Source organism: Pseudomonas sp. 1 R 17 (assembly GCF_900067035.1).
Taxonomy (GTDB): Bacteria; Pseudomonadota; Gammaproteobacteria; order Pseudomonadales; family Pseudomonadaceae; genus Aquipseudomonas; species Aquipseudomonas marginalis.
Window position 1 is genome coordinate 131,101 of sequence record NZ_FKLB01000053.1, and the last position, 14,078, is coordinate 145,178.

Genomic DNA, 14,078 nt, shown 5'->3' on the forward strand with positions numbered 1-14,078 from the left:
TCACCTGGGAAAACCCTGATGCCGCTGCGCCAGCGTCTAGAAAACCTACCGGTCGGGCAGAAACTGCTGGCCGCCCTGCTGGTGCTGCTGACCACCGTCCTGCTGGTGGCCAACCTGACCTTTATCAGCGCCGCCTACTGGATCTCCCAGGAAAGCATGGCCCCCCAGGCCTTGCAGGCCATCGGCCGGCTGGTATCCAACCCGGCTCTAGCCGCCGAAGCCCTTGAATCCCCGGCCAAGGCCGATGCGCTGCTCAATGAACTGACCAGCTATTCGCCTCTGCGCGCCGCCGCCCTGTACGACGGCGAAGGCAATCGCCTGGCGCAGATGCAACACGGCGATCGCCTGCACCTGCCGGACAACTACCGGCATATCGAAGCCTGGCGCGTGACCGAATTTCGCAGTAACCAGGTCATCACCCTGCCCCGTCCCGGCCAACCGTCCGGCCACCTGCTGCTGGTGGCCAGCAGTGAGCTGCCGGTGGCCTTCTATACCGGCACATTGACGGCGAGCCTGGGCATCCTGATTTTCAGTGTGCTGCTGTGGTTGATCATCGCCCGGCAGATCAAACGCCTGATCACCCGGCCGATCCATGAACTCGAAGAGCTGTCACGCCAGGTCACCCGCGAAGAGAACTACGCCCTGCGTGCCGGCCGGGGCAACCGCGATGAAATCGGCAGCCTCGCCGAAGCCTTCAACACCATGCTGTCGCGCATCGAAGCCCGGGAGCAGCAGCTCAAGCGCGCGCGGGACGACTCCCAGGCGGCCTACGACCAGGCACAAGGCCTGGCCGAAGAGACACGCCACACCAACCGCAAGCTGGAGCTGGAAGTCCAGGTGCGCAGCAAGATCGAGAAAAAGCTCACCGGTTTCCAGAACTACCTGAACAGCATCATCGACTCGATGCCTTCGGCACTGATCGCCCTGGACGAACAGCTCTACGTCACCCAATGGAATCAGGAGGCCACGGCCCTGTCCGGCACGCGCCTGGATGAAGCGCTGAATCAACCGATCTACCTCGCCTTCCAGCCGCTCAAGCCGTACCTGCCGCAGATCAAGGCCACGGTGGAACAACACACGGTGGAACGCATCGAGCGCGTCACCTGGATCAAGGACGACGAACCCAAGCATTACGCCCTGACCTTCTACCCGCTGATGGGCGGTGCCGGGCGCGGTGTAGTGATCCGTATCGACGACATCACCCAGCGCCTGTCACTGGAAGAGATGATGGTGCAGTCGGAAAAAATGCTCTCCGTCGGCGGACTTGCCGCCGGCATGGCCCACGAGATCAACAACCCGCTGGGGGCGATCCTGCATAACGTGCAGAACATTCGCCGGCGCCTGTCCCCCGACTTGCCCAAGAACCTGGAACACGCCGAACAGGTGGGGGTTGAGCTGGACACCGTTAACCGCTACCTGCAAAGCCGCGAAGTGCCGCAACTGCTCGACGGTATCCAGCAGGCGGGGGCACGGGCGGCGAAAATCGTCACCCACATGCTCAGCTTCAGCCGCCGCAGCAACCGGCAGATGGCGCCTTGCGACCTGCCGGCGCTGATCGACCAGGCGGTAGAAATCGCCGGTAACGACTTTGACCTGGCCATTGGCTTCGATTTCAAGGGCCAGGCAATCATCCGTCAGTTCGACCCGCAACTGGGCCCCGTGCCCGGCACGGCCAACGAACTGGAACAGGTGCTGCTCAACCTGCTGAAAAACGCCGCCCAGGCCATTCACCTGCGCGAGGACGACAGCGAACCGGGACGCATCATCCTGCGCACGCGCCTTAACCCGCCGTGGGCGGAAATCCAGGTGGAAGACAATGGCATCGGCATGAGCGAAAACGTGCGTAAACGCACCTTCGAGCCGTTCTTTACCACCAAGGAAATCGGCCAGGGCACCGGGCTTGGGCTGTCGGTGTCGTACTTCATCATCACCAACAACCACAAGGGCCAGATGGAGGTGCATTCCACCCTCGGCCAAGGCACCTGCTTCACCTTGCGCCTGCCCCTGGCGGGCCAACTGCCACCTTACGAACTCACCCAACTGGAGCACTGACCATGGGCTTTCGCCTGTCGAAGATTTACACCCGCACCGGCGATAAAGGCGAAACCGGCCTCGGCGACGGCCGCCGCGTGCCCAAGGACCATCCCCGGGTGGAAGCCATCGGAGAGGTCGATACGCTGAATAGCCAGTTGGGGTTACTGCTGGCGTATCTCGAAGCCCTCGGCGGGCAGCATCCAGGCTTACAGGACGTGATCGAGGTGCTTACGCCTTGCCAGCATCGATTGTTCGATCTGGGTGGGGAGTTGGCAATGCCGGAGTACAAGGCATTGAACGCGGCGGAAGTGGATCGGCTGGAAGCGGCGATCGATCGCTGGAACGAAGAACTCGGGCCCCTGGAGAATTTCATCTTGCCCGGTGGTTCAGCGCTGATTGCCCAGGCCCATGTGTGCCGCAGCCTGGCGCGCAGTGCCGAGCGGCGCTGTCAGCATTTGAATGCGGTCGAGCCGTTGGAAGGGGTGGGGTTGGCGTATATCAATCGGCTGTCGGATTTGCTGTTTGTGGCGGCGCGGGTGATTGCCAAGCGCCAGGGTGTTGCAGAAGTGTTGTGGCAGGCGGCGGCGAAGCCACACTGATGATGATTCGGTGACTGATAGGGCCTCATCGGGGTGTAGCCCCCTCCCACACTTTGATCACATTCCAAAGGTGGAACCCGGTCGAATGTGGGAGGGGGCTTGCTCCCGATAGCGCCCTTCAGAACAGCATCAAACCTCAGGCCAGAACGCCCGAATTCCTGCGACACCTTGAGCGCCGGCTTCCCACGCCTGCTCCCGCTGCGCAGGCTCAACCCCACCCAACAGAAACACCGGTTTGCTGAACCCACGGATCAACTCTGCCGCCTGCTCCCAGCCCAACGGCTGCGCATCGGGATGGGTCTGGGTCGGCTGCACCGGCGACAGCGTGACAAAATCCACGTCCATCAACTCCGCCAACGCCAGTTCTTCCGCGTTATGGCATGACGCCGCCAACCAGCGATCCTTCGGCAACGGCCGGCCCTTGCTCGCATATTTGCGCAGTTGGGCCGAGGTCATATGCCAGCCGGCCGCCGGGAAGTCCCCGAGCCATTCAAACGGTCCCTTGAGCATCAACTGCGCCTTACCGGCGCACAGGCCCACCGCATCTACCGCAAGGTCGCGGTACTTGGGGTCGTAACCGTTGGGCGCCCGCAGCTGGATCAGCTTGATGCCACCGGCAATAGCCTTCTGGATCCCGCGCAAGAGCGTGGGCGTTTCCAGCTCGCCCGGCGTGATCAGGTAGTCGGCCGGCAAGCGCGCAGCCGCCACGATCGGCGCATTGGCCGCCGGGAACTCATAGTGGGACAGATCGCGCGGGGCCACCCATTCCAGCGGTTGTCCCTCGGCACCGTGGGGCTCGCCGGTAAAGGCCGAGACTTCCCAGACATCCAGCAACACCTGCTTGTCCGGGTAGTCATGTTGCACCTTGATCAGCGGTCGCGCCGTGGTGACCTGGATACCCAGCTCTTCCTGCAACTCACGGGACAGGGCCGTGGCGACCGACTCATCGGCCTCCACCTTGCCACCGGGAAACTCCCACAGGCCGCCCTGATGCTGGGTATCGGCACGGCGCGCCAGCAGGATCCTGCCGTCGACACCGCGGATCACCGCTGCTGCTACATGCACTCGTTTCACCGCGCTTATCCTCTTCTATCAGGTGCGGTATTCCGCATTGATCTTCACGTACTCGTGGGACAGGTCGGTGGTCCAGATGGTTTCGCTGCACTCACCGCGACCGAGTTCGATGCGGATGGTGATTTCTTCCTGCTGCATCACCGCCGAACCCTGGGCTTCGGTGTAGGTCTCGGCACGGGCGCCACGGCTGGCGATGCATACGTCACCCAGGAACACGTCGATCTTGCTCACGTCCAGGTCCGGCACGCCGGCACGGCCGACGGCAGCCAGAATACGGCCCCAGTTCGGGTCGGAGGCGAACAGCGCGGTCTTGATCAGCGGCGAGTGGGCCACGGTGTAGCCGACATCCAGGCATTCCTGGTGGTTGGCGCCGCCGTTGACTTCAACGGTCACGAACTTGGTCGCGCCTTCACCGTCACGCACGATGGCCTGGGCCACGTCCATGCACACCTCGAACACCGCCTGCTTCAGCGCCGCGAACAGCGGGCCGCTGGCCTCGGTGATTTCCGGCAGGTTGGCCTGGCCGGTGGCGATCAGCATGCAGCAGTCATTGGTGGACGTATCGCCATCAATGGTGATGCGGTTGAACGACTTGTTGGCGCCGTCCAGGATCAGGCTGTGCAGCACATCGCGGGAAACCTTGGCGTCGGTGGCGATATAGCCAAGCATGGTGGCCATGTTCGGGCGAATCATGCCCGCGCCCTTGCTGATACCGGTCACGGTAACCGTCACACCGTCGTGCACGAACTGGCGGCTCGCGCCTTTTGGCAGGGTGTCGGTGGTCATGATGCCGGTGGCGGCTGCCGCCCAGTTATCCACGGACAGGTCGTCCAGCGCGGCTTGCAGGGCGCCTTCGATTTTTTCGACCGGCAACGGCTCACCGATGACGCCGGTGGAGTATGGCAGCACTTGGCTGGCGTCCACGCCGGCCAGTTGGGCCAGCTTGGCACAGGTGCGCGCAGCGGCGACCAGCCCCGGCTCGCCGGTACCGGCGTTGGCATTGCCGGTGTTGGTCAGCAGGTAACGAATCGAGCCGGCAACACGCTGCTTGGCCAGGATCACCGGCGCGGCGCAGAAGGCGTTGAGGGTGAACACGCCCGCAACGGTCGAGCCTTCGGCACAGCGCATCACCACCACATCCTTGCGCCCTGGGCGCTTGATGCCGGCCGAAGCGATACCGAGCTCAAAACCGGCAACCGGGTGCAATGTGGGCAAAGGACCAAGACCAACAGCCATGAATGCGCTCCTTAAAAATAGGTGATGTCTGTGCCGTCGTGATCGACGGTGAAATTAATGGCAAAACGCCGCGACGGCAGGGGCCGGTCGCGGCGCGGGGTGTAGCAGCGTCAGGCAAAAATCTTAGTTGATTTCGCCGTGGCAGTGTTTGTACTTCTTGCCCGAACCGCACCAGCACAGTTCGTTGCGGCCCAGCTTCTGCTCGTTACGAACCGGGGTCTGGGCCAGGGCCACATCGACCTCTTCACCCAATACTTCAGGCGCTTCCAGACCGGGTGCCTCGTCGTGCTGGAACTGCATGCGCGCAGCCAGTGCCTCGGCCTCCTGGCGCAGGCGCGCTTCTTCCTCGATCGGGTCTTCGCGACGCACCTGAACGTGGGACAGCACGCGAATCGAATCGCGCTTGATCGAATCCAGCAACTCGGAGAACAGCGTGAACGACTCGCGCTTGTACTCCTGCTTCGGGTTCTTCTGGGCATAGCCACGCAGGTGGATGCCGTGACGCAGGTGGTCCATGGTCGACAGGTGGTCTTTCCACAGGTCGTCCAGCACGCGCAGTACGATTTGCTTCTCGAAGGTGCGCAGTGCTTCGGCACTCGCCTGCTCTTCTTTCTCGTTGTACGCGGCCAGCAGCTCGGTCATGAGCTTCTCGCGCAGGGTTTCCTCGTACAGGTGGTCGTCTTCGTCGAGCCATTGCTGGACCGGCAAGTCGACACCGAAGTCGCTCTTCAACGCAGCTTCCAGACCGGCGACATCCCACTGTTCAGGCAGCGATTGTGGCGGGATATGTGCGCTGACAGTGGCGTTGAGCACGTCCTGACGGAAATCGGCGATGGTTTCGCCAATATTGTCGGCGGCCAGCAACGTGTTACGCATGTGATAGATCACTTTACGCTGTTCGTTGTTGACGTCATCGAACTCGAGCAGTTGCTTACGAATGTCGAAGTTACGGCCTTCTACCTTGCGCTGGGCCTTCTCGATGGCGTTGGTCACCATGCGGTGCTCGATCGCTTCACCGGACTGCATGCCCAGGGCCTTCATGAAGTTCTTCACCCGATCCGAGGCGAAGATGCGCATCAGGCTGTCTTCCAGGGACAGGTAGAAACGGCTGGAACCGGCGTCACCCTGGCGGCCGGCACGACCGCGCAGCTGGTTGTCGATACGACGGGATTCGTGGCGCTCGGATGCGATCACCTGCAAGCCACCGGATTCCAGCACGGCCTGGTGGCGTTTCTGCCAGTCAGCCTTGATCTGGGCGATCTGCTCAGGGGTCGGATCGTCCAGCGAAGCCACTTCCACTTCCCAGTTGCCGCCCAGCAGGATGTCGGTACCACGACCGGCCATGTTGGTGGCGATGGTCAGCGCACCCGGGCGACCGGCCTGGGCGATGATCTCGGCTTCTTTTTCGTGGAACTTGGCGTTGAGGACCTTGTGCTCGATACCTTCCTTGTTGAGCAGGTTGGACACGTGCTCGGAAGTCTCGATGGTGGCGGTACCTACCAGGATCGGACGACCCTGGGCCATGCCGTCCTTGATATCGTTGATGATCGCCGCGTATTTCTCTTCGGCGGTCAGGAACACCAGGTCGTTGAAATCTTTACGGGCCAGCGGCTTGTTCGGCGGGATGACCACCACCGACAGGCCGTAGATCTGGTGGAATTCGAACGCTTCGGTGTCGGCGGTACCGGTCATGCCGGACAGCTTGTTGTACAGGCGGAAGTAGTTCTGGAAGGTGGTGGACGCCAACGTCTGGCTTTCGGCCTGGATGTTGAGCATTTCCTTGGCTTCGATGGCCTGGTGCAGGCCTTCGGACAGACGACGGCCCGGCATGGTACGGCCGGTGTGTTCGTCGACCAGTACGACCTGGCCATCCTGCACGATGTATTCGACGTTGCGATGGAACAGCTTGTGGGCACGCAGGCCGGCATACACGTGGGTCAGCAGGCCCAGGTTATGGGCCGAGTACAGGCTCTCGCCTTCGGCCAGCAGGCCGATCTGGGTCAGCATGTCTTCGACGAACTGGTGACCGGCTTCGTTGAGTTCGACCTGGCGGGTCTTCTCGTCGATGGTGAAGTGACCTTCTTTGGTCACCACGCCTTCCACTTCCTCGATGTGCTGCTCAAGGCGCGGGATCAACTTGTTGATCTCGGTGTAAAGGCGCGAGCTGTCTTCGGCCTGGCCGGAGATGATCAGCGGGGTACGGGCTTCGTCGATGAGGATGGAGTCGACTTCGTCGATCACGGCAAAGTTGAGTTCGCGCTGGAATTTTTCTTCCATGCTGAACGCCATGTTGTCGCGCAGGTAGTCGAAACCGAATTCGTTGTTGGTACCGTAGGTGATGTCGGCGGCGTAGGCGGCGCGCTTCTCTTCCGGCGGCTGGAACGGCGTTACCACGCCTACGGTCAGGCCGAGGAACTCATACAGCGGGCGCATCCAGTTGGCGTCCCGGCGAGCCAGGTAGTCGTTCACCGTCACAACGTGCACGCCCTTGCCGGACAGTGCGTTGAGGTAAACACCCAGGGTTGCTACCAGGGTCTTGCCTTCACCGGTACGCATTTCGGCAATCATGCCTTCATGCAAGGTCATGCCGCCGATCAACTGGACGTCGAAGTGGCGCATGCCCATGACACGCTTACCGGCTTCACGGGCAACCGCAAAGGCTTCGGGAAGCAGCTTGTCGAGGGTTTCACCTTTGGCTATGCGGGCCTTGAACTCTTCGGTCTTGGCGCGCAATTGCTCGTCCGAAAGGGCAACCATCTGCTCTTCGAAGGCATTGACCAGCTGCACCGTCTTGAGCATGCGTTTGACTTCGCGCTCATTCTTGCTTCCAAAAAGTTTCTTTAACAAAGGCGCAAACATATCGGCAGGTTCTTCCACACATAGGGATGGAGGGCGCACCGTGAGTGGCCCGAGCAGCCCTCACGGCCGCATGCGAACGCGCATTCTACCCGGAATCGTGGGTGAGGAAAGTGGCGTTGTTCCCCGAGGCGGGCAAGGGGCTGTGAGAGGGCTTGTTTAAAATAAGGGCTTTTGCGCGAACTTCAACCCGTGGAGCTCATTGATTTTGTGGATAAAGCCCCGGCAATGCATTGCCCGGGGCCGCGTAGACGCTTTCTGCTAAGATGGCCGCTCTGTTACTTAAGGTGTCCAATCATGGCATTTCGCCCTCTTACAGCCCGCGCGCCCAGCGTGTTGCTTCGCGAAGCCAAGCCGTTGAAAGCCATCTTTGGCCATGCGCAACGCTTGGGCCATTTGCAACGCCTCCTCGAAAGCCAACTTCAACCGGCCGCCCGTGAGCATTGCCACGTGGCGTCCTGGCGTGAAGGCAACCTGCTGCTGATTGTCACAGATGGTCACTGGGCGACCCGCCTGCGCTATCAGCAAAAACGCCTGCAGCGTCAATTGATGGCATTCGATGAGTTCGCCAGCTTGACGCGCATCCAGTTCAAGGTGCAGCCGCCGACCGTGCAGCAAGGCGCGGCGGGCCACACGATGGACTTGTCGGAGACGGCGGCCGAGACGATTCAGGCCACGGCCGACGGCATCAGCGATCCAGGCTTGCGCGCGGCACTTGAGCGGCTGGCCGCCCATGGCAAGCCCAAACCTTGAACCGCTACTTGCGCTTACTGCCGCCCAGCAAAGACCCCAGCAAACCACGCACCAGTTGGCGCCCCATCTGATTGGCGGCCTGCTGCATCGCGGATTTCAGCGCCTTGCCTGCGGTGGTTCCCAGAAACGCCCCGGCCTTGTCAGTGAAACTGGGCTCCTCGTCGGCCTGCCTGGCCTCTTCGGTCGGTCCAAGCGCCTTGCGCGCCATCAACACTTCATAGGCCGACTCGCGATCAATCGGCTTGTCATAGCGCCCCTGCAAGGGCGAACTGGCCACCAATGCAGCGCGTTCAGCCAAACTGAGCGGCCCGATTCGCGATTGCGGCGGCGCGACCAGTACGCGTTGGACGACTTCCGGCGTACCTTTTTCCTGCAAGGTGCCCACCAATGCCTCACCCGTGCCCAGCTCGGTCAACACCGATAACGCATCAAACGCCGGGTTCGGCCGGAACCCGTCTGCAACCGCTCGCAAGGATTTCTGTTCTTTCGTGGTGAACGCCCGCAGGCCATGCTGGATGCGCAAACCCAGTTGCGCCAGCACGGAGTCCGGCAGGTCGCCCGGCGATTGGGTGACGAAATACACCCCCACGCCCTTGGAACGGATCAGCCGCACCACTTGTTCCAAGCGCTCTTGCAAAGCCTTGGGCGTGTCGGCAAACAACAAATGCGCCTCGTCGAAAAACAGCGCGAGCAACGGTTTGTCGGCGTCGCCGCGCTCGGGCAGTTGCTCGAACAATTCCGCCAACAACCACAACAGGAAGGTCGCGTACACCTTCGGCGCTTCATGCACCAGGCGGCTGGCGTCCAGCAGATGGATACGCCCGCGTCCCTCGCGGGTGGGCTGCAAGATGTCTTCAAGCTGCAGGGCCGGCTCGCCAAACAACGCCTCGGCGCCCTGCTGCTCCAATACTGCCAGACGCCGCAACAGCGCCTGGCTGGAGCCGGTGGTCATCAGCGCCGCATCCTCGCCGAGCAACTCCGGGTGATAACGCAGGTGGTTGAGCAGGGCCTTGAGGTCCTTGAGATCCAGCAGCAACAGGCCTTCGCGATCCGCCACCTTGAACGCCGCGTAAAGGGCCGACTGCTGGCTGTCCGTGAGCTCCAGCAAACTGCCGAGCAACAACGGCCCCATTTCGCTGATGGTGGTGCGCAATGGATGACCGGACTGCCCGTGGATATCCCACAGCGTGACGGGATACGCCTTGGCCGTGTAATTAAGGAACGGCATGCCGGCGATGCGCTCTGCGACTTTGCCCTGAGGGTTGGCGGCGGCACCCAGGCCACAGAGGTCACCTTTGATATCTGCGGCAAATACCGCGACGCCCGCATCACTGAACGCTTCGGCCAGACGTTGCAACGTGACCGTCTTGCCTGTGCCCGTGGCGCCGGCGATCAAACCGTGACGGTTGGCCAGGCGCATGGCCTGGGCAATGGGCTGGCCGTCAAGACCGGCACCGATAAGGAGTTGCGTGGAGTCAGGCATTTCGTCACCCATGGTTAATCTTTAATGTCGCCAGGTCGATAAGACAGATGTGAGACCTACAAAGTCTAAAAAACGCTCAGATAGTTCCTACAGGGACCAACGGAAATATCAACCTTTTTTGACGCTACCCTCCCGCGTGTTCCACAAGGACGCGCTTCGGATATTAAGACCTTAGCGGACCCTTCAAGCTATGAATAAAAATCTGCGTTTCAGCCATAAAATCCTGCTTGCAGCCTCCCTTATCGTCATCGCGGCCTTCGCACTGTTCACCCTCTACAACGACTACCTGCAACGCAATGCCATTCGCGACGACCTTAACAATTACCTGCATGAAATGGGCGATGTCACCGCCAGCAACATTCAGACCTGGCTCACCGGGCGCATTGCGCTGGTGGAAAACGCGGCGCAAAACATCGCCATCAACCCTGAGCCTTCGACCGTTGCCAGCCTGCTGGAACAGAAAGCCCTGACGTCGTCCTTCATGGCTACCTACGTGGGCGATAGCAAAGGGGCCTTCACCATCCGCCCCGACACGAAGATGCCAGATGGCTTCGACCCACGCGTTCGGCCTTGGTACAAGGGCGCCCAAAGCAGCAACGGCTCGACGCTGACCGAACCGTATATCGATGCCGCTACGGGGCAGTTGATCATCTCCATCGCCACCCCCAGCGCTAAAGGCGGCCAGAGCATTGGCGTGGTGGGCGGCGACCTGAGCCTGCAAACCCTGGTGGATAACATCGGCGCGCTGAACTTCGGCGGCATGGGCTACGCGTTCCTGGTCAGCGCCGACGGCAAGGTGCTGGTACACCCGGACAAAAGCCTGGTGATGAAAACCCTGGCCGACATGTATCCAAAAAACACGCCGAAGATCAGCGGCGACTTCAGTGAAGTCCAAGCCAATGGCAAGGACAACATCGTGACCTTCACACCAATCAAGGGCCTGCCGTCGGTGAACTGGTACCTGGGCATTTCGGTGGATAAAGACAAATCCTTCGCCATGCTCAGCGAATTTCGCACCTCGGCGGTGATCGCCACGCTCATTGCGGTGGTGATCATCATTGCCTTGTTGGGCATGCTGATTCGCGTGCTGTTGCAACCGCTGCACCTCATGACCCGTGCCATGCAAGACATCGCCGACGGCGAAGGTGACCTGACTCGCCGCCTGACCATCCAGAATCACGATGAGTTCGGCACCCTGGGCACTGCATTCAACCGCTTCGTGGAGCGGATTCATACGTCCATCCGCGAAGTGTCCTCGGCCACCCAACAGGTGAATGAAGTCGCACTGCGGGTTGTCAGTGCGTCCAACTCGTCGATGGTCAATTCCGACGAACAGGCCAACCGCACCAACAGCGTTGCCGCCGCGATCAACGAACTGGGCGCCGCCGCACAGGAAATCGCGCGTAACGCCGCCCAAGCCTCCAACCAGGCCAGTGACGCACGGCAATTGGCCGAAGACGGTCAACAGGTAGTTGAACGCAATATCAAGGCGATGACTCAGCTGTCTGCAATGATCAGTGCCTCAAGCAGCAATATCGAAGCACTTAACAGCAAGACGGTGAATATCGGCCAGATTCTTGAGGTAATCACCAGTATTTCCCAGCAAACCAACCTGCTGGCACTGAATGCCGCCATCGAAGCCGCACGCGCCGGGGAAGCCGGGCGCGGGTTTGCGGTGGTCGCCGATGAAGTGCGCAACCTGGCCCATCGCACCCAGGAGTCGGCACAGCAGGTACAAAAGATGATCGAGGAACTGCAAATCGGTGCCCGTGACTCGGTCAGCACCATGAGCGACAGCCAGCGCCACAGTCATGACAGCGTGGAAATCGCCAACCTGGCCGGCGAACGCTTGAACAGCGTGACCCAGCGCATTGGCGAGATCGACGGCATGAACCAGTCGGTGGCCACCGCCACTGAAGAGCAGACCTCGGTCGTGGAGTCGATCAACATGGACATCACCGAGATCAACACCCTCAATCAGGAAGGCGTGGAAAACCTGCAATCGACGCTGCGCGCCTGCGCCGACCTGGAACAGCAGGCGGCACGGTTGAAACAGCTGGTGGGCAGCTTCCGGATCTGAACTACCGCAGGAGCCGGTCAGGCTCCCACACTGTTTTCACGATGAACGCCAACCGAACATCTATCCTTAGCTCAGGTCCACGTTAGGAGAGCAATGGATCGGAGGGATGTTCATCGTGCATATCGCTGACATAACCATGTTCTACGCCCCGACAAGCGGCGGCGTGCGCACTTACCTGGACGCCAAGCACCGACGCCTGGGGCTCAAGCCCGGCATTCGCCATAGCCTGTTGATTCCCGGCGCGCAATGGAGCAATCAGGATGGCATCTTCAAGGTACCGGCTCCCGCGCTGCCCTTCGGCAAAGGCTACCGCTTCCCCCTTCGCCTCTCCCCCTGGCGAAATGTCCTGCACGATTTACAGCCCGATCTGATCGAGGTAGGTGATCCCTATCTCACCGCCTGGGCCGCGCTGGATGCCCGGCGCCAGCTGGATGTGCCGGTGATCGGCTTTTACCACTCCGACTTACCGTTACTGGTGAGCAACCGCATGGGGTCTTGGTTTGCCCCGAACGTTGAAGCCTATGTCAGCAAACTCTATGGAAGTTTCGACCGGGTACTGGCGCCCAGCCAGGTAATGGCCGACAAGCTCATGGGGCTCGGCGTGAAGAATGTGTTCGTCCAACCACTGGGCGTCGACCTGCAAACCTTTACCCCTGACGCCCGCGACCCAGGCCTGCGCGCCGAGCTGGGGATCGGCGCAGACACCCGCCTGCTGATCTTTGCGGGGCGCGGTTCCAAGGAAAAAAACCTGCCGATCCTGCTTCGCTGCATGAAACGGCTGGGGGACGGCTATCACTTGGTGCTGGTGGGCTCCGGCATGCCGACCAGCGTGCCGGCCAATGTCACCGTCATCGAGGGGTTTCGCCCGGCACAGCATGTCGCCCGGCTGATGGCCAGTGCCGATGCCTTGCTGCATGGCGGCGACCAGGAAACCTTTGGCCTGGTCATCCTCGAAGCCATGGCTTGCGGCATACCGGTAATCGCGGTGGCGGCTGGCGCGTTCACGGAGATAGTCGACGAACGCTGCGGCCTGCTGTGCGCGCCAAACAATCCAAGGGCGATGGCCGATACGGTGCGCGAGCTGTTCAACCTCGGCAGCAGGCGCCTGGGCGCTCAGGCTCGGCGTCATGTAGAACAACATTACGCCTGGTATACGGTGGTCGACAGCCTGCTCGGCCACTACCACGCGGTACTGGGCAGTCACAAGCCGATGCCTTCCCATGCATGAGCGCTCGGTATTACTGGTGCTGCACGATGTGGCGCCGCACAACTGGGCCGACTATCGGCCCTTTGTCGAAGCCGTCGATGCCCTGGGTGCCGTACCAATCACATGGTTGGTGGTGCCGGACTTCCATCATCGCGACGCCTTGACTGCCCACGGCGATTTTCAACGCCTGCTGGATCGCCGCGTGATCAAGGGCGATGAACTTGCCTTGCACGGTTACTACCATTGCGATGATCAACCAGCACCGCGCACACCCAAAGACTGGTTCATGCGCCGCCTCTACACCCATGAGGCTGAGTTCTATCAACTGTCTCAAGCCCAGGCTCTTGATCGTCTTCAGGATGGCATTGAAGTATTCCGGCGTCATGACTGGCCGTTGCACGGCTTCGTCGCACCCGCCTGGTTAATGAGCCAGGGCACTCGCGAGGCCCTGCGCCAACTACCGCTGAGCTACACCAGCAGCCCGCAGCATCTGTATCGACTGCCCGATTTCACGCCGATCGACGCCCCGGGCCTGACCTGGAGTGCGCGCAGTGCATGGCGCCGAGGGGTGTCCAGAGTCATCAGCGATCGTCGCGAACAGCGCTGGCACGCCGCCCCGGTGATTCGCCTGGGCGTGCACCCGGTGGACATGCGCCACGCATTCTCTCGCTGCTATTGGCTTGAAACCGTACAACGCCTACTCAACGCAGGGCGAACACCGCTGACCAAGGCTGCCTGGCTGGCTGAACAGGTGGT

At 61.2% G+C, this 14,078-nt stretch carries 9 protein-coding genes and 2 pseudogenes; 7 read left to right on the forward strand and 4 right to left on the reverse strand.

The window, feature by feature from the left end:
- Positions 1-18: 18 nt before the first annotated feature.
- Positions 19-2,052, forward strand: coding sequence for a sensor histidine kinase (locus BFP99_RS18765; RefSeq protein ID WP_065925888.1), 2,034 nt, complete (start codon positions 19-21; stop codon positions 2,050-2,052).
- Positions 2,053-2,054: 2 nt separating this feature from the next.
- The gene (locus tag BFP99_RS18770; protein ID WP_065939170.1) at positions 2,055-2,633 is read left to right on the forward strand and encodes a cob(I)yrinic acid a,c-diamide adenosyltransferase; all 579 of its coding nucleotides are present in this window, start codon (positions 2,055-2,057) and stop codon (positions 2,631-2,633) included.
- 129 nt (positions 2,634-2,762) lie between these two features.
- Here BFP99_RS18770 and BFP99_RS18775 read toward each other — a convergent pair whose 3' ends face one another.
- From BFP99_RS18775 to secA, 3 genes are all read right to left on the reverse strand, one after another.
- Positions 2,763-3,707 (reverse strand): Nudix family hydrolase, encoded by a 945-nt coding sequence (locus tag BFP99_RS18775; RefSeq protein WP_065947886.1) that lies wholly within the window; start codon positions 3,705-3,707, stop codon positions 2,763-2,765.
- An 18-nt stretch (positions 3,708-3,725) separates the two neighbouring features.
- Positions 3,726-4,943, reverse strand: a complete 1,218-nt coding sequence (gene argJ, locus BFP99_RS18780; protein ID WP_065925885.1) for a bifunctional glutamate N-acetyltransferase/amino-acid acetyltransferase ArgJ — start codon at positions 4,941-4,943, stop codon at positions 3,726-3,728.
- 123 nt (positions 4,944-5,066) lie between these two features.
- A complete protein-coding gene (secA, locus tag BFP99_RS18785) occupies positions 5,067-7,802 on the reverse strand; it encodes a preprotein translocase subunit SecA (protein WP_027605526.1) in 2,736 nt (911 codons plus the stop codon).
- A 294-nt stretch (positions 7,803-8,096) separates the two neighbouring features.
- Between secA and BFP99_RS18790 the strand changes: the two genes are divergently transcribed.
- Positions 8,097-8,552 carry a DUF721 domain-containing protein gene (locus BFP99_RS18790; protein ID WP_027605525.1) on the forward strand — a complete coding sequence of 152 codons (456 nt, stop codon included), beginning with the start codon at positions 8,097-8,099 and terminating at the stop codon, positions 8,550-8,552.
- Positions 8,553-8,556: 4 nt separating this feature from the next.
- Here BFP99_RS18790 and BFP99_RS18795 read toward each other — a convergent pair whose 3' ends face one another.
- Entirely contained in the window at positions 8,557-10,035 is a 1,479-nt protein-coding gene (locus BFP99_RS18795) for a helicase HerA-like domain-containing protein (protein WP_065947940.1), read from the reverse strand.
- 190 nt (positions 10,036-10,225) lie between these two features.
- Between BFP99_RS18795 and BFP99_RS34135 the strand changes: the two are divergent.
- The 4 genes and pseudogenes from BFP99_RS34135 to BFP99_RS18810 all read left to right on the forward strand — a co-directional run.
- Positions 10,226-11,257, forward strand: a pseudogene (locus BFP99_RS34135) (cache domain-containing protein); the annotation flags it as partial.
- Between the two features lie 93 nt (positions 11,258-11,350).
- Positions 11,351-12,115 (forward strand): methyl-accepting chemotaxis protein, encoded by a 765-nt coding sequence (locus BFP99_RS34140; protein ID WP_370671262.1) that lies wholly within the window; start codon positions 11,351-11,353, stop codon positions 12,113-12,115.
- Between the two features lie 106 nt (positions 12,116-12,221).
- Positions 12,222-13,343, forward strand: a complete 1,122-nt coding sequence (locus tag BFP99_RS18805; protein WP_065925883.1) for a glycosyltransferase family 4 protein — start codon at positions 12,222-12,224, stop codon at positions 13,341-13,343.
- Positions 13,336-14,073, forward strand: a pseudogene (locus tag BFP99_RS18810) (DUF2334 domain-containing protein); the annotation flags it as partial. The gene BFP99_RS18805 and the pseudogene BFP99_RS18810, both read left to right, overlap by 8 nt.
- Between the last annotated feature and the right edge of the window lie 5 nt (positions 14,074-14,078).

Excerpts from the sequence above, each read along its gene's own strand:
- BFP99_RS18765 (WP_065925888.1), top strand. The coding sequence starts at position 19 with ATGCCGCTGCGCCAGCGTCTAGAAAACCTACCGGTCGGGCAGAAACTG.
- BFP99_RS18770 (WP_065939170.1), top strand. The coding sequence starts at position 2,055 with ATGGGCTTTCGCCTGTCGAAGATTTACACCCGCACCGGCGATAAAGGC.
- argJ (WP_065925885.1), bottom strand. The coding sequence starts at position 4,943 with ATGGCTGTTGGTCTTGGTCCTTTGCCCACATTGCACCCGGTTGCCGGT.
- secA (WP_027605526.1), bottom strand. The coding sequence starts at position 7,802 with ATGTTTGCGCCTTTGTTAAAGAAACTTTTTGGAAGCAAGAATGAGCGC.
- BFP99_RS18790 (WP_027605525.1), top strand. The coding sequence starts at position 8,097 with ATGGCATTTCGCCCTCTTACAGCCCGCGCGCCCAGCGTGTTGCTTCGC.
- BFP99_RS18795 (WP_065947940.1), bottom strand. The coding sequence starts at position 10,035 with ATGCCTGACTCCACGCAACTCCTTATCGGTGCCGGTCTTGACGGCCAG.
- BFP99_RS34140 (WP_370671262.1), top strand. The coding sequence starts at position 11,351 with ATGGTCAATTCCGACGAACAGGCCAACCGCACCAACAGCGTTGCCGCC.
- BFP99_RS18805 (WP_065925883.1), top strand. The coding sequence starts at position 12,222 with ATGTTCATCGTGCATATCGCTGACATAACCATGTTCTACGCCCCGACA.